The sequence below is a fragment of the Streptomyces sp. NBC_01463 genome (assembly GCA_036227345.1).
Taxonomy (GTDB): domain Bacteria; phylum Actinomycetota; class Actinomycetes; order Streptomycetales; family Streptomycetaceae; genus Streptomyces.
On sequence record CP109468.1, the window covers coordinates 1,444,951 to 1,458,796 of the forward strand.

General features: G+C 73.4%; 16 protein-coding genes. 7 read left to right on the top strand and 9 right to left on the bottom strand.

Annotated elements, in window-relative coordinates; all coding sequences use genetic code 11:
- Positions 1-104 precede the first annotated feature (104 nt).
- Together OG521_06210 and OG521_06215 are read left to right on the top strand one after the other, a co-directional pair.
- Positions 105-941, top strand: a complete 837-nt coding sequence (locus OG521_06210) for an aldo/keto reductase (GenBank protein ID WUW20405.1) — start codon at positions 105-107, stop codon at positions 939-941.
- A gap of 84 nt (positions 942-1,025) precedes the next feature.
- A complete protein-coding gene (locus OG521_06215) occupies positions 1,026-1,502 on the top strand; it encodes an RICIN domain-containing protein (protein WUW20406.1) in 477 nt (158 codons plus the stop codon).
- Between the two features lie 12 nt (positions 1,503-1,514).
- Here OG521_06215 and OG521_06220 read toward each other — a convergent pair whose 3' ends face one another.
- Both OG521_06220 and OG521_06225 read right to left on the bottom strand, forming a co-directional pair.
- Positions 1,515-2,456: a class I SAM-dependent methyltransferase gene (locus tag OG521_06220; GenBank protein ID WUW20407.1), complete on the bottom strand. Its 942-nt coding sequence runs from the start codon at positions 2,454-2,456 to the stop codon at positions 1,515-1,517.
- A gap of 20 nt (positions 2,457-2,476) precedes the next feature.
- Positions 2,477-3,451, bottom strand: coding sequence for an AraC family transcriptional regulator (locus OG521_06225; GenBank protein WUW20408.1), 975 nt, complete (start codon positions 3,449-3,451; stop codon positions 2,477-2,479).
- Between the two features lie 81 nt (positions 3,452-3,532).
- On the opposite strand from OG521_06225, the gene OG521_06230 reads away from it, so the two are divergent.
- A complete protein-coding gene (locus OG521_06230; protein ID WUW20409.1) occupies positions 3,533-4,399 on the top strand; it encodes an NmrA family transcriptional regulator in 867 nt (288 codons plus the stop codon).
- 27 nt (positions 4,400-4,426) lie between these two features.
- On the opposite strand, the gene OG521_06235 is transcribed toward OG521_06230, so the two are convergent.
- The 3 genes from OG521_06235 to OG521_06245 all read right to left on the bottom strand — a co-directional run bounded on the left by OG521_06235 (position 4,427) and on the right by OG521_06245 (position 6,516).
- Positions 4,427-4,912: a pyridoxamine 5'-phosphate oxidase family protein gene (locus tag OG521_06235; protein ID WUW20410.1), complete on the bottom strand. Its 486-nt coding sequence runs from the start codon at positions 4,910-4,912 to the stop codon at positions 4,427-4,429.
- A 197-nt stretch (positions 4,913-5,109) separates the two neighbouring features.
- On the bottom strand, positions 5,110-5,637 hold the full coding sequence (locus OG521_06240) for a GNAT family N-acetyltransferase (protein WUW20411.1): 528 nt from the start codon (positions 5,635-5,637) through the stop codon (positions 5,110-5,112).
- Between the two features lie 129 nt (positions 5,638-5,766).
- Complete coding sequence (locus OG521_06245; GenBank protein ID WUW20412.1) at positions 5,767-6,516, bottom strand: class I SAM-dependent methyltransferase; 750 nt, start codon at positions 6,514-6,516, stop codon at positions 5,767-5,769.
- Between the two features lie 126 nt (positions 6,517-6,642).
- On the opposite strand from OG521_06245, the gene OG521_06250 reads away from it, so the two are divergent.
- From OG521_06250 to OG521_06260, 3 genes are read left to right on the top strand one after another with little or no spacing between them, the layout of a single operon-like run.
- A complete protein-coding gene (locus OG521_06250) occupies positions 6,643-7,275 on the top strand; it encodes a TetR/AcrR family transcriptional regulator (protein WUW20413.1) in 633 nt (210 codons plus the stop codon).
- On the top strand, positions 7,272-7,637 hold the full coding sequence (locus OG521_06255; GenBank protein ID WUW20414.1) for a DoxX family protein: 366 nt from the start codon (positions 7,272-7,274) through the stop codon (positions 7,635-7,637). Before OG521_06250 ends, OG521_06255 begins: the two co-directional genes overlap by 4 nt.
- A 60-nt stretch (positions 7,638-7,697) precedes the next feature.
- A complete protein-coding gene (locus OG521_06260; protein WUW20415.1) occupies positions 7,698-8,660 on the top strand; it encodes a LysR family transcriptional regulator in 963 nt (320 codons plus the stop codon).
- A 44-nt stretch (positions 8,661-8,704) separates the two neighbouring features.
- Here OG521_06260 and OG521_06265 read toward each other — a convergent pair whose 3' ends face one another.
- On the bottom strand, positions 8,705-9,010 hold the full coding sequence (locus OG521_06265) for a 4a-hydroxytetrahydrobiopterin dehydratase (GenBank protein ID WUW20416.1): 306 nt from the start codon (positions 9,008-9,010) through the stop codon (positions 8,705-8,707).
- A 61-nt stretch (positions 9,011-9,071) separates the two neighbouring features.
- Between OG521_06265 and OG521_06270 the strand changes: the two genes are divergently transcribed.
- Positions 9,072-9,881, top strand: a complete 810-nt coding sequence (locus OG521_06270; protein WUW20417.1) for a helix-turn-helix transcriptional regulator — start codon at positions 9,072-9,074, stop codon at positions 9,879-9,881.
- Between the two features lie 116 nt (positions 9,882-9,997).
- On the opposite strand, the gene secD is transcribed toward OG521_06270, so the two are convergent.
- The 3 genes from secD to OG521_06285 form a co-directional block, all read right to left on the bottom strand.
- Complete coding sequence (gene secD, locus OG521_06275) at positions 9,998-12,280, bottom strand: protein translocase subunit SecD (protein WUW20418.1); 2,283 nt, start codon at positions 12,278-12,280, stop codon at positions 9,998-10,000.
- Positions 12,281-12,336: 56 nt separating this feature from the next.
- On the bottom strand, positions 12,337-12,888 hold the full coding sequence (locus OG521_06280) for a hypothetical protein (GenBank protein WUW20419.1): 552 nt from the start codon (positions 12,886-12,888) through the stop codon (positions 12,337-12,339).
- 74 nt (positions 12,889-12,962) lie between these two features.
- Positions 12,963-13,793, bottom strand: coding sequence for a rod shape-determining protein (locus OG521_06285; protein ID WUW20420.1), 831 nt, complete (start codon positions 13,791-13,793; stop codon positions 12,963-12,965).
- Positions 13,794-13,846: the final 53 nt, after the last annotated feature.

Below are 13,846 nucleotides of genomic sequence, written 5' to 3' on the forward strand. Positions count from 1 at the left end.
CGGTAGTACCGTTCCGATGAATCCGGCCCCGGACGGGAATGTGCGGGCCGTCTTGATCGTTCAAACGGGAAGTCCCACCCCCACAACGTAAGGATCGACCGCTCGTGAGCCAGGCCCCCTCCCTCACCCTCAACAATGGCGTCGAGATGCCGCAGCTCGGTTTCGGAGTCTGGCAGGTGCCGGACGACGAGGCCACGGCGGCGGTCGCCACGGCCATCGAGTCCGGGTACCGGAGCATCGACACCGCCGCGATCTACGGCAACGAGGCGGGCACCGGCAAGGCCATCGCCGCCTCCGGTGTCTCCCGTGACGAGCTCTTCGTGACGACGAAGCTCTGGAATTCCGAGCAGGGGTACGACTCGACGCTCCGCGCCTTCGACGCCTCGCTCGACAAGCTGGGCCTCGACTACGTGGACCTCTACCTCATCCACTGGCCCGTCCCGGCCAAGGACGCCTACGTCGACACGTACCGGGCGTTCGAGAAGATCTACGCCGACGGCCGCGCGAAGGCCATCGGTGTGTCGAACTTCCTCCCCGAGCACCTGGAGCGCCTCCTCGGCGAGACCTCCGTCGTGCCGGTGCTCAACCAGATCGAGCTGCACCCGCAGCTCCAGCAGGCCGAGTCCCGCGCGCTGCACGCCGAGCACGGCATCGCGACCGAGGCCTGGTCGCCGCTGGGTTCCGGCAAGGGCCTCCTGGAGGTCCCGACGGTCGTCGCGGTCGCGCAGAAGCACGGCCGCACCCCGGCCCAGGCGGTGCTGCGCTGGCACCTGCAGACGGGCAACGTGGTGATCCCCAAGTCCGTGACGCCGTCGCGGATCGCGGAGAACATCGATGTGTTCGGCTTCGAGCTGGACGCCGACGACCTGGCCGCGTTCGCGGCGCTCGACGAGGGCAAGCGCCTGGGTGCGCACCCGGGCGAGTTCAACCTCGGCGCCTGAGCCGTGCCGTCGCACCGCTGATCCACCCGTAACCGCCGTCCGGCCCGTGGCCGGGCGGCGGTTCGCCGTACGAAGGGACCGGACATGACCGGGGACACCGCGCCCGTCGTCGGGGCGGGGCCGCACCGGCTGCGCAACGTGGGCAGCGGGCTGGTGCTGGAGGTGCGGGACGCGGCCAAGGGCGGCGGCGCGCCGGTGCAGCAGAACGACGCCGACGGCTCGGCGGCCCAGCTCTGGGAGTTCGCCCCGGTCCACGAGGGCGCCGCCCTGCACCATGTGGTCAACGTCCACAGCGGCAAGCGGCTGGACGTGCGCGGCGCGTCCACGGAGAACGGCGCCGTGGTCCAGCAGTGGCGGGCGAACAACTTCGGCGCCCAGGAGTGGCTGGTCGAACGCCATCTGGAGGCGCCGGGCACGGTGACACTGGTCAGCTTCGTCAGCGGACTGGTCCTGGAGGTCGCCGACGGCAGCACGGTGCGGGGTGCGCCCGTGCGGCAGTGGGAGGACACCGACTCCCCCGGCCAGTGGTGGCGGCTGGAGCCGGTGTCCGGCACGTCCTGAGGGACCCGGTGCTCAGGCGCGGCGGCCCAGGTGGACCGTGCGGGCCAGCAGCAGGAAGGTGTCCGGGCGCTGACGCAGCCCGGCCGGGTCCTCCGGGTCGAGCAGCCGGTCCAGGACGGCGTGGTCGTCGGCTTCGAGCCGGTCGGCCAGCCCGTCGCGGCGGCGGGTGAACTCGGCGATGACGTGGTCGCGCGCCACGTCGCCGAGCGGTGCGGGAAGGTCGAGCAGGAAGCTGCGGGTGCCCTGCGGCGTCAGACCGACCGCGGCGAACAGGGCCGCCCAGTCCTCGTTCTCCCGCCGGGCGTCCGGCAGGTCCGCGCGCATCTCCTCGAAGAGCTCGGCCTGCACCGCCTCCATCCTGGCCTCCAGCCCGGGCCGGCCGAAGCCTAGGTCGCGCGGGAGCTGGCGCGGCTGCAGTCCGCCCTCGACGAGGGCGACCGTGCCACCGGGGCGCAGCAGCGCGGCGAACCCGGCCAGCACGGCGCGCTGGTCGCCCATGTGGTGCAGCGCGTTGCCCGCCCAGATCAGGTCCGCCTGCCCCAGCTCCGCGAGCGCGTCCGGGATGTCGGCGTGCAGCGTGGTGACCCGGCCGCCGAGCCCGAGCCGCTCGGCGCGGTCGCGGGTGCGCTCCAGCAGGGCCGGGGTGCTGTCGACGGCGACGACCTCCGCCTCGGGGAACGCCTCGGCGAGCAGGCAGGAGATCACGCCGGGACCGCTGCCGATGTCCAGGACCCTGCGGACCTTCGGCGCATCCGGCAGTCCGGCGATCCAGCGGGCCGCCTCCGTGTACTGCTCGCTGCTGAGTTCGGCGTTCTGCTCCAGCAGCGGAGCCATGACGTCCCAGTCGGGGGCGGCCGGATCGTGGTGGTGCGCGTGCGCGTGCGCGGTGCCGTGGTGGCCGTGCTCGCTGCTCTGGTGGCCGTGGTGGTGACCGTGCCCGGTGTGGTTGCTCATGCCCTCAGGTTCACCACACCTCAGCCAGGGGGCAAACTTTGTTGCCGGTCCGGCAAGCCGACGCCCCTGCGGTACTCCTGCGGGCTGACGCCCCTGACCCGTTTGAAAGCGGTGCTGAAGGCGAACGCCTGGCTGTAGCCGACCTGGTGCGCCACCGCCTCGACCGTCGCGTCCGTCTCCCGGAGCAGGTCCGCCGCGACGGCGAGCCGCCAGCCGGTCAGGTAGGCCATCGGGGGCTCCCCCACCAGCTCGGTGAAGCGGCGCGCGAGCCCGGCCCGGGAGACGCCGGTCCGGCCGGCCAGCGCGGACACCGTCCACGGGTGGGCCGGCTCGTTCTGGAGCAGCCGCAGCGCCTGCCCGACGACGGGATCACCCATGGCCCGGTACCAGGCGGGGGCCTCGGCTCCGGGCCGGGAGAACCAGGTGCGCAGGGCGTCGATCAGCAACAGGTCGAGCAGCCGGTCGAGCACCACGCTCTGCCCCGGCTCGTCCCGCGCGATCTCGGCGTCGAGCAGGTGCAGCAGCGGTCCGCTCCGGCCGCTGCCCGCGGGCAGGACGAGCAGCGGCGGCAGGGCGTCGAGGAGCCGTCCGCTGATCTCGCCCTCCATCAGGTAGGTGCCGACGAGCATCACCGCCGAACCGTCCGGGGCGTTGCCCCAGGTGCGTACTCCCAGATCCATGGACTGGGACAGCGGCTCGCCGCGCAGGGTGGTGCAGACACCGCCGGGCCCGATCCGCGCGTGCGGCTCGGTGGCGGGCCGGCCGGCGACGGTGTACGGCTCCGGGCCGCGGGCGACCGCCAGGTCACCGGGCCCCAGCAGCACGGGCTCCGCCCCGCCCCCGGGCACGATCCACGCCTCGCCCGAGGTCACGGACATCAGACAGAGCGGGGCCCGGTCCTCGATCCGTACGGACCAGGGCGGTTCCATCACCATCCGCAGCAGGAAGGCGCCCCGGGCCCGCGGCCCGTCCAGCAGTCCGGCGAGTGCGTCCATGCGCAGCAGCCTAGACGCGTGCGTAGGGAGCTGAGCGGCTGAGGGATGGAGCGGGCGGTGCGGTCCGGGGAGTCTTGGGTCATGACACGGAACACGGAGAACCAGAAGCAGGAAACGTACGGTGCGCGGCCGGTGCTGGTGACGAGCGGAACGGGCAAGACGGGCCGCCGGGTGGTGGAACGGCTGGCGGCACGCGGGGTGCCGGTGCGCTCCGGATCGCGCCGCGGCGATGTGCCCTTCGACTGGGCGGATCCGTCGGGGTGGGAGGCCGCGCTGAGCGGTGCGGAATCGGCGTACGTGGCGTACTACCCCGATCTGGCGGCGCCCGGTGCGCCGGAGGCGGTGACGGCCTTCGGGCGGATCGCCGGCCGGTGCGGGGTGCGGCGGCTGGTGCTGCTGTCGGGGCGGGGCGAGCCGCAGGCCGTGATCGCGGAGGAGGCGTTGCGCGCCGCGGCGGCCGAGGCCGAACTCACGGTGGTGCGCTCGGCGTTCTTCGCCCAGAACTTCAGCGAGGGTGCCCTGCTCGACGGTGTGCTCGGTGGTGAGGTGGTGTTCCCGGCGGGCGGGAGCGCCGAGCCGTTCGTGGACGTCGACGACCTGGCCGACGTGGTGGTCGCGGCCCTGTGCGGGGACGCCGGCGCGGGCGCGGTGCACGAGCTGACCGGCCCACGGGCGCTGACCTTCGCCGAGGTGGCCGCCGAGCTCACCGGCGTGACGGGACGACCGGTGCGCTATGCGGCGGTGACGGGACCTCAGTACGCGGACCTGCTGGCGCGGTACGGCGTCCCGGAGGACGAAGCGGGCTTCCTGGCGGCGCTGTTCACGTTCCTGCTGGACGGGCACAACGCGCCGGTGACGGACGGGGTGAAGCGGGTGCTGGGCCGGGACCCGAAGCCGTTCGCCGCCTTCGCCGCCGAGGCCGCGCGGGACGGGGCGTGGAAGGCGTAGGACGCGTGAACGGGGCGTGGGCCGCGGTCAGCTCGCCTTCCTGGCGAGGTCGGCGAGGAACTGCGGCACCCGGCCGGTACCGAAGTCGTAGAACCGTGCCCACGTCGGCTCGACCGCGATACGCGCCATCCGGTCGTACATGGCCCGGCAGTTCCGCTCGAACTCGGCCGCGTACTCGGCGTCGAAGTTCTTGCGCGCGGCCGCGAGGTACTCCGGAACCACCCCGTCCACGAGGGTGAGGTGGACGAGGCCACGCACCGACAGGGTCCTGGCCGAGCCGGGGCTGTCGCCGGCGTCGATGGTCAGGGCGACCTCTGGCCGGGCGGACAGCGCCGCCACCTTGGGCGCCGTGGCCGCGGTGGACATGACGATCTCGTCGCCGGTCCAGAAGATCCCGATCGGGACGACGCGCGGCAGCCCGTCGGGTCCGTTGTACGCCAGCCGCGCCATTGACGCCTGGCTCAGCAGTTCGTGGGCGTCGGCCATCTCCTGCGCGATCTGTTCGGGGTTCATGACGTGTCGTCCTCCGCTGTCGGGCGGCCGCTCGTGGCCGCTGTGTCCCTGGGACGGAGCAGCCGCCACGTTCTCGACATCCGCGGCCGGGCCGCCGCCCAGTCACTCACGGTAGCCGGACCGGCGCTTTCGGCTCGGCAGCCCCTCGCGCGTCGCCGTCGACCGGTCGCCGCACCGGGCATCTCGCATCCGCCGGCTCAGTCGCCGAGGATGCGCTCCCACAGCAGCCCGTCCCGCCAGCTCCCGTCGAGAAGGATCGAGGAGTGCGAGACGCCGTACGGGCTGAACCCGTTGCGGCGCAGCACCCGCTGCGACGGCAGGTTCTCCAGGTTGGTGGACGCCTCGGCGCGGTGCAGGCCGAGTTCGTCGGTCATGACCCGGAGCACGAGCTCGACGGCACGACCGGCGTGACCCTGGTTCTGGGCGACGCTCGCCGTCCAGTATCCGACGGAGCCGCGGCGCAGGTGCGGCTGGGGCAGGATGGTCCCGACGGTGACCTGCCCGATCACCTGGTCGTCGCAGAGCACCACACCGGGCCAGACCGTTCCGGCGCGGTATCCGGCCAGCAGGCCCTCGATCCGCTCCGCCTGGCCCTCCGGCGTGAAGAAGCCCGCCGGCTGGGCCGGCTCCCACCGCCGGAACGCCTCGGCGTCCCGCGTCCGGTGGGCGGCGATCGGAGCGGCGTCGGCGGGCTCGATCAGGCGGATCCGGGTGCTGCTGCTCATGGGTCGGTCCTCGTCATGATGCGTCGAACGAAACGGCCGGGTCAGGGCCTGCCGTGCGGGCCGGCGCAGCGCCCCCGGCCATGATCGGCCGGACAGGGCCTGGACGAGCCCTCGGTGGCGCCCCTCGCCTCACCCGCCCGTCCGCCGCCGGAACGCCAGCAGCCGGTAGTCCGGTTCGGCTCGCCGCCGGTCGGGTTCCGGAAGCCCGGCCAGGACCCGCGCGAGCCGTTCGGCCTCCGTACCGGGCAGCACCAGGCGCGAGACGTAGTAACCGCGCCGCACACCGCGGGCGGCGCTCAGCGGGGTGCGGCCCTGTCCGTGCCCGACGAAACGAGCGCTTCCCACGACGTCGAGGCCGACGGCCGCGGCGTACTCGACGATCCGCTCGGTCCCGTCGGACGGAGTCGGCACCAGGTACGGGGCGAACGCCTCGTCGATGTCGCTGCCGACGTCGTGCGACGCGTCCTTGTCGACGGTGGTGACGAACACGCCGCCGGGCCGCAGCACCCGAGCCGCCTGGGCCACCACGGCCCGGACATCGCCCTCCCCGCGCAGCAGGTGCAGCAGCCAGACCGCCGTCACCGCGTCGACCGCGCCTTCACGCAGGGGCAGTTGGCGTGCGTCGGCGAGGACCACGTCGCCGACGCGCTGCCGGGCGACCAGGGCCATCCCGAGCGCGGCGTCGGAGCCGGTGACCCGAAGTCCGGGGCGGCCGGCGGCGATCCGCTCGGTGACCAGGCCGGTCCCGCAGCCGATGTCCAGCAGGGAGCGGGTGCTCGCCGGGATCAGGCCGAGCAGCGCGGCCGCGGCCGCCTCGGCCCGCGGCACGCCGCCGCGGCTGGCGTCGTAGGTGGCCGCCTCGTCGTTGTAGTCGAGCATGCTCATGACCTTAGAACACCGATCGTTCACGACGCGCGGCAGCGACGACGCCGACACCCGGACACCTGGTGCGCGTCATGTCTCACAGTCTTGTGCGCGTCACGCCTGATACCTATGATCCTGAACATGTTCACTGAACCTGTTCAGTCAAGGGCGACGCAACGGGAGGCGACACGGCGCAAGGTACTGGCATCGGCCGAACGCCTCTTCCGTGAGCAGGGGTTCGGCGCCAGCACGATCCGGCAGATCGCCACTGACGCCGAGGTGAGCACGGGCACCGTCATGTCGGTCGGCGACAAGGACGCACTGCTCGTCGCCATCTTCGACACCTGGATCGCCGCCGTGCACCACGGCCGCGAGGACGCGGCCGGGCCCGGCGACGTGACACCGCTGTCCCCGGCCGCGGCGGCCCAGGCGGTGCTGGATCTCGTCGAACCCTTCCTCACCTACTTCGCCCTCGACCTCGACCTGTCCCGTGAGTACGCCGCCGTCATCGTCCGCGGCAGCCACGACTCCGAGGTCTTCCGGGCTCTCGCCCTGGCCCTGCTCACCGAACTGGAGACCCTGCTGGCCCGCACTCCGCTCTCCGCCACCGAGGCGGGGGCCGGCGCGCGCACCATCTACTTCAGCTACCTGGGCATCCTCATGACCATCGGCAACGGGGCCCTCGACCGGCAGACCGCGCTCGCAGGGTTCCGGGAAGTCATCCATTTCGTCGTCCGCCCCACAGGCGTCAACCACCAAGGAGTTCAACCATGATCAGCACTCCCGACCCGTGGTGGCCCACCGCACTGCTCGCCGTCGCGCTCTTCTCCGACGCGCTCATGTCGGTGCGTCCCCCGGTGTTCATCCAGAAGTGCCTGGACGGGGTGAACTTCCCCCGCGACTGGTGGTGGACGCTCGTCGTCATCAAGTTCCTGGCGGCAGCCGGACTCGTCGCCGGACTCCGCTACGACGGGGTCGCCATGACGACCAACCTCGCGGTGATCGCCTACTTCCTGTGCGCCGCCTACGCCCACTACCGGGCGCGGTTCCTCAAGCAGGAGTTCTGGCTGAACTGCCTCGGCATGCTCGTCCTGTCGACGGCCGTCCTGTTCCTGTCCCACACCTCGGCGCTCTGACGGGAAGCGAAACACCCGGTCACGATTGCCAGCGGGCCAACGGGGCCATAACTTGCGGTTATGGAGCTGGAGTTGCGCCATCTGCGAACCGTACGTGCCATCGCCGACACCGGGAGCCTCACCAAGGCGGCCGCCGCTCTCGGGCTCGCCCAGCCCGCCCTGAGCGCACAACTGCGCCGGATCGAGAAGGCGTTGGGCGGCTCGCTGTTCGACCGGGACCACACGGGTGCCCGGCCGACACTCCTGGGCGAGCTGGTGCTGGAGCGGGCGCGGGTGGTGCTGCCCGCCGTCAGCGAACTCCAGCAGGAGGCGGTGCGCTTCGCCAACGCGTTCGGGACGATGGAGCGGTTCCGGCTGGGAGGTACGCACGGACCGCTGCTCGGAGGGCTCGTCGACCGGCTGGCCGCTGCGCACCCGGCCGCACCCGTTTCCACGTACACCTCCTGGTCGGTGGCCGAGCTGGCGTCCCAACTCGTCGACGGACGACTCGACTTCGCCCTGATCGGTGCGTGCGGCGAGAGTCCGCCGCCGGTGGCCGACCGACTGGAATGGCAGGTCATCGGGATCGATCCGGTGTTCGTGATGCTGCCGGAGACCCATCCGCTGGCCGGGGAGGACGAACTGGAGCTCTCCGCGCTGGCGGACGAGTGCTGGGCGGACGTGCCCGGCGACGGCTGCTTCGCGGACTGCTTCGTGGCCGCCTGTGCGCGGGCCGGGTTCAGCCCTGTGTCGGTGTACGAGACGGACACGGTGTCCGTCGTCCATCTGGTGCAGGTGGGGCGCGCGGTCGGCCTGTGCCGGGCGACGTTCCCGCCGACGCCGGGCGTGGTGACGCGGCCGGTCACCGGTTCGCCGCTCAGCTGGCGCCATCTGCTGGGCTGGCACCCTCGTTCGGCGGCCGCCTCGGCGGCGGCCGGAGCGGTGAGCGGACACACCCGGGCGGCGTACGCCCAGGCGGTGGCGCGCAGCGACAGCTACACGCGCTGGCTCGCCGCGCACCCCCGGTTCGGCGCCGCACCCTGAAGTGAGAGACCGTCATGAGCCGTGCCCCGAAGGTGGGATCCGGGCTACTCGGCCCCGTGGCCCGGTGCGACGGCCGCGATCCTGGCGGCCAGGGCCAGGTCCTTCGCGGTGACCTTCCCGCCCGCGTCGTGGGAGTTCACGGACAGCGCGACGGTGTTGTAGCCGAGCGTCAGATCGGAGTGGTGGTCGAGCTCGTCCTGGATCCGGGCGACGTGCACGGTGAGGCCGGCGGCGGCGAAGTGCGACGGGAGTCGGTAGGTGCAGGTGATCCGGTCCCCTTCCAGGGTCCAGCCGGGCAGCTCGCGCAGCCCGTCCTCGATCTCGTTCTGCGACAGCGGTGCGGCGGGCATACGACGGCTCCTTCGGTAGGTCCTCGCTGGTCGACGATGCCGGTGACGTTACGGTCTCCGTATGACAACTGTCGCGCTTGACACGGGGGTAGGGCCGCTGCTGCGCAGCTGGCGGGAGCGTCGCCGGATCAGTCAGCTGGAGCTGGCGCTGCGGGCCGACTCCTCGGCCCGGCACGTCTCGTTCATCGAGACGGGCCGCTCCCGTCCCAGCGAGGAGATGGTCCTGCGGCTGGCCGAGCACCTGGATGTGCCCGTACGGGAGCGCAACGCCCTGCTGGTCGTCGCCGGGTACGCCCCGCGCTACACGGAGACCTCACTCGACGACCCGGCGATGGGGGCGCTGCGCGAGGGCCTGGACCGGCTGCTCCAGGGGTACGACCCGTACCCGGCGTTCGTCGTCGACGGCCTCTACACCGTGGTGGCGGCCAATCGGGGGATGACCCGGATGCTGGACGGGGTGGCGGACCATCTGCTGACGCCGCCGCTGAACGCCATGCGGCTCACCCTGCACCCGGAGGGGCTCGCGCCGCGGATCCGCAATCTGCGGGAGTGGCGGGCCGATCTGCTGGCCCAGATGGAGCGTCAGATCGCGCTGGTCCGTTCGGCGGAGCTGCGTGAGCTGTACGAGGAGGTGGCGGGCTATCCGGTGGCGGCGGAGCCGGGCGATGACGGGGCCTGGGCCGCGCCCTCGTCCTCCGTACCGTTCGCACTGCCCCTGGTGATCGAGCACGGCGGGGAGGTGCTCTCCTTCGTCGCGTCCATCGCGACGTTCAACACCCCGATGGACGTGACGGTGGCGGAGCTGGCGATCGAGACACTGCTGCCGGCCGACGCGCCCACTGCCGCGTATCTGCGGTCGCTCGCTTCCTGACGACAGGCCGCGTCGCGCGCGCCGCCCGCCCGCCCGCCCGCCCGCATGAGGGGACGGGCGGCCCGCGCGACGCCCCCACACCACCCTCGTACGGCGTGGGGGCGACGGCTGCGCGGCTACACGCGCGCCCCGTTGTCGTGCGGGTCGCGGCGCCCGGCCCCGGACCTGCCGCGCGGGGCCCTGATCCGGGCGGGCGGCGGGGCCTTGCTGCCGCGCTCCAGCACGAGCGCGGCCGGGACGGCGGTCATGACGGAGGAGTACGTCCCGACGACGATGCCGATCAGCAGGGCGAGGGCGAAGTCCGCGAGGGAGTCGCCGCCCAGCACCGCCAGCGCGGTGAGGATGAACAGGGCCCCCATTCCGGTGTTGACGGTTCGGGGCACGGTCTGGAGTACGGCCCGGTTCGCCACATCGGCGAGTGGTTCGCTGCGGGCCCTGGCCCACAGCTCCCTGACGCGGTCGAAGACGACGACCGAGTCGTTGACGGAGTACCCGATCACGGTGAGGAGCGCGGCCAGGAAGATGCCGTCGACGGTGCGTCCCAGCCAGGCGAAGGCGCCGACCAGGATGATCACGTCGTGGACGAGCGCCCCGACCGAGGCCACGGCGAACGTCCAACGGAACCGGATCGCCAGATAGCCCAGCTGGACGAGTACGGCGATGGCCAGGGCGATCAGGGCGTTGCGCCGCAACTCGTCGCCGAGGCTGGGGCCGATGAGTTCGTCCCGGACCTTGCTGGTCTCGCCGCCCACCTCGGCGAGGGCTGCGCGCAGCGTGTGTTCGCCGTCGTTGTCGAGGTCCCCGGTCCGGACCGAGATGTCACCGGCGCCCGCCGTGGTGACCTCGGCGTCGGCGAAGCCCGCACCGGCCAGCGCGGTGCGCGCGGTCTCCACGTCGACGGGGCGGCTGGTCGCGTACTCGACGAGCCGGCCGCCGGTGAACTCGACGCCCGGGCTGACGCCCCGCACCACGATGCCCGCGACCGCCACCGCAATGAGGGCCGCGGAGATCAGCAGCCAGCGGCGGGGCGAGCGCATCAACCGGGGATCGCGGCGGGCGATCCAGGTCCGCACCCGGCCGGGGCTCGCGATGCCGTTGACCCCCCGGTAGTCGCTGACGAACCGGGAACGGGCGGCCGTCTCGGTGAGCGCGCGGGCGATGACGAGTGCGGAGAACATCGACGCGAGTACGCCGATGCCGAGCGTCACACCGAAGCCCTTGACGGGTCCCGAGCCGAGGAAGAAGAGCAGTCCGGCCGCGATGAGCGTCGTCACGTTGGAGTCCGCGACGGCGCTCCAGGCGTGCCGGAACCCGGCGGTGAGCGAGGTGCGCAGGGACCGGCCCGGACGCAGCGCGTACTCCTCCCGGGCCCGTTCGAAGACGAGTACGTTCGCGTCGACCGCCATCCCGATGGCGAGGACGAACCCGGCGAGTCCCGGCAGGGTGAGGGTGACGCCGAGGGCGACGAGTGCCGCGTACGAGATGACTCCGTAGGCGGCGAGGGCCACCGCGGCGAGGGCACCGAAGAGCCGGTAGACGACGGTGATGAACAGGGCCGTGGCCGCGGCGCCGATGAGGGCGGCCCGGGCGCTGGCGTCGATGGCCGCGGCCCCGAGCGTCGGTCCGACCGTCCGCTGCTCGACGATCTCGACGGGCACGGGCAGCGCACCGCCCTGGATCAGCAGGGCGAGTTCGCGGGCCTCGTCCGCGGCGAAGGAGCCGGTGATCTGCGTGGAACCGGAGGGCAGGCCGGTGCCGCAGGCGACGGTCGGGGAGACCTGTGGCGAGGAGATCACCTGCTGGTCGAGGACGATGGCGACCCGGCGCCGCTCGTCCTGGACGGGATGGCAGGCCGCCTCCCCGGTCAGCCGGGTCCAGTCCCGTCCGGCGTCCTTGTGGAAGTCGAGGGAGACGGTCCAGCCGGCGCCCTGCTGGGCGTCGAACGCGGCGGTCGCCTCCTTGACGCCCGCGCCGGAGAGGGCGGCGGGGCCGAGGGCGAGGGCGCGGCCCTGCTCGTCGGGGAGCGTCGGCCCGCCGCCGCTCGTGCCGGGTGCCCGGACCGCGTGGAAGGTGAGCTGGGCGGTGCGGCCGATGACCTCGGCGGCCTCGCGGGGGTCCTGGACGTCCGGGAGTTCGACGATGATCCGGTCCTCGCCGGACCGGGTCAGGGTCGGCTCCGTGACCCCGAGCGAGTCGATGCGCTTGCGCAGCACCTCCAGGGTGCGGTCGGTGCTCTCCCGGTCCGCCTTCGCGGTGCCGGAGTCCTCGGCCTGCAGCACCATGCGGGTGCCGCCCTGGAGATCGAGGCCGAGTCTGGGGGACATGGTCAGCGTGATGAGCACGGAGACGAGCAGTACGGCCGCGGCCAGAACCGCCCGCACCGTGGTGGCGCGGGTCATGCGTGTTTCCTCCGAGGGGTGCCGGGCGGCCGCCGCCCCGGACGGCCCGACGGGCTCTAGGGAGGCGGGACCGGCCCGGCGGGATTGAGGGGCGGGACCTGTTGTGGCAGGTCCCCCGGCCGGTGGACGGCCGCCCTCGGAGGCCCTCGCACCCCGGGGAGCGCGGCACGGAAGCGGTCGGCGGCCGCGGCGGGTGCGGCGACGGCGGGCCCGGGGACGGGAGGCGGAAGCGGGATGCCGGGCGGGGAGGGCGGCAGGGTGCCGGTGCCCGGCGGCGGAAGGTGCTGCGGGGGACGGGGGTGTTCCGGCGCGGCCCACGGCTGGGGCGCCGCCGCCGGTCCGGCGCGGTGGACTCCGGCGGCGGTGGCCGCACCGGTGCGGCGGACGGTCCGGCTGTCACGGTCGCTCCGCGAGCGGCCGGCGGAGGGACGCACGGACCGGTCGGCGTGCTGGGCGGTCGCCGGGGTGCCGGTCCGGTCGCCGGCGAGGTGCGCGGGGCCGGCCGGTGAACGGGCGGGGATTCCGGCTCCCGCGGCGGCGGGTGCGCCGCCCGCGACGGTGAGGACGGCGAGGAGCAGGGCGGCGAGGAACTGCCGTGCGGCCGCCACGCGTCCGCGGTGTGCCGGGGTGTCCGGCAGGCCCCGGGGAGACGCGTTCCCCCGGGGCGGCCCCGGGAGGGCGGTCACCCGGATCGGCCGGGCGGGACCGGTGCGACCGTGGCGTGGCGGAGCACGGAGCCGAGGATCAGCCCGGCACCGCGCACCACCGTGGTCGCGGGGTCGTCCGTGAGCCGGACCGGCACGCCGAGGCGGACCGCGATCCGGTTGGTGACGTCCGGGCGCAGCGCACCGCCTCCGGCGAGCAACGGGCCTCTGCGCAGGGCTCCGAGGAGTGCGCCGTGCCGGTCCTGGTGCCACATGTCCATGACCATGTCCAGGACGGTCCGGACGACGGCGGTGGGGGCCTCGCCGGGTTCCAGGTCGCTGATCCCGGTCTCGGCCAGGCGGGCGTCCCGGACCATGCCGTCGACGAGGAGGGTGGCCTCGGTCAGCTCGGCCCCGATGTCGACGACGAGGAGCGGGCCGCCGTCCTGCGGTCCGCCACAGGCGGCGGCCGCCCTGGCGCTGTCCAGGACGATGACGCTCGACGGACCGAGCGCGCGGAGCATGTCCCGTGCGGCGGTGCGGTGTTCGGACCCGGCGAGGACCGGGTGGCTGAGGACGATGACCGTGTCGCCGCGGTCGGCGCCGAGGGCCGTGTCGGCGATCCTGCCGAGCATCCGGCCGCAGGACTCCGCGTCGACGATGCGTCCGCGCCGGACCGGGCGGGTCGCGTGCCCGTCCGCACCGGCCGGACCGGCTCCGGTGTCGGCGACGAGACCCTGTCCGGGGACCCAGGCGCGGGTGCGTGAGCTGCCGAGGTCGAGGGCGAGCCCGCGGGTGACACCCTCGTGCCGCGCGTGCTGCCGGTGACCGGAGCGAACGTGCCGCTGTCCGTCGCGCAAAGAACGCATCGCCCCTCACCCCCGGCCCGCTGACGCGGCCGTTCACACACCCAGTGACCCGC

Excerpts from the sequence above, each read along its gene's own strand:
- OG521_06215 (WUW20406.1), top strand. The coding sequence starts at position 1,026 with ATGACCGGGGACACCGCGCCCGTCGTCGGGGCGGGGCCGCACCGGCTG.
- OG521_06220 (WUW20407.1), bottom strand. The coding sequence starts at position 2,456 with ATGAGCAACCACACCGGGCACGGTCACCACCACGGCCACCAGAGCAGC.
- OG521_06225 (WUW20408.1), bottom strand. The coding sequence starts at position 3,451 with ATGGACGCACTCGCCGGACTGCTGGACGGGCCGCGGGCCCGGGGCGCC.
- OG521_06230 (WUW20409.1), top strand. The coding sequence starts at position 3,533 with ATGACACGGAACACGGAGAACCAGAAGCAGGAAACGTACGGTGCGCGG.
- OG521_06235 (WUW20410.1), bottom strand. The coding sequence starts at position 4,912 with ATGAACCCCGAACAGATCGCGCAGGAGATGGCCGACGCCCACGAACTG.
- OG521_06240 (WUW20411.1), bottom strand. The coding sequence starts at position 5,637 with ATGAGCAGCAGCACCCGGATCCGCCTGATCGAGCCCGCCGACGCCGCT.
- OG521_06245 (WUW20412.1), bottom strand. The coding sequence starts at position 6,516 with ATGCTCGACTACAACGACGAGGCGGCCACCTACGACGCCAGCCGCGGC.
- OG521_06250 (WUW20413.1), top strand. The coding sequence starts at position 6,643 with ATGTTCACTGAACCTGTTCAGTCAAGGGCGACGCAACGGGAGGCGACA.
- OG521_06255 (WUW20414.1), top strand. The coding sequence starts at position 7,272 with ATGATCAGCACTCCCGACCCGTGGTGGCCCACCGCACTGCTCGCCGTC.
- OG521_06260 (WUW20415.1), top strand. The coding sequence starts at position 7,698 with ATGGAGCTGGAGTTGCGCCATCTGCGAACCGTACGTGCCATCGCCGAC.
- OG521_06265 (WUW20416.1), bottom strand. The coding sequence starts at position 9,010 with ATGCCCGCCGCACCGCTGTCGCAGAACGAGATCGAGGACGGGCTGCGC.
- OG521_06270 (WUW20417.1), top strand. The coding sequence starts at position 9,072 with ATGACAACTGTCGCGCTTGACACGGGGGTAGGGCCGCTGCTGCGCAGC.
- secD (WUW20418.1), bottom strand. The coding sequence starts at position 12,280 with ATGACCCGCGCCACCACGGTGCGGGCGGTTCTGGCCGCGGCCGTACTG.
- OG521_06285 (WUW20420.1), bottom strand. The coding sequence starts at position 13,793 with ATGCGTTCTTTGCGCGACGGACAGCGGCACGTTCGCTCCGGTCACCGG.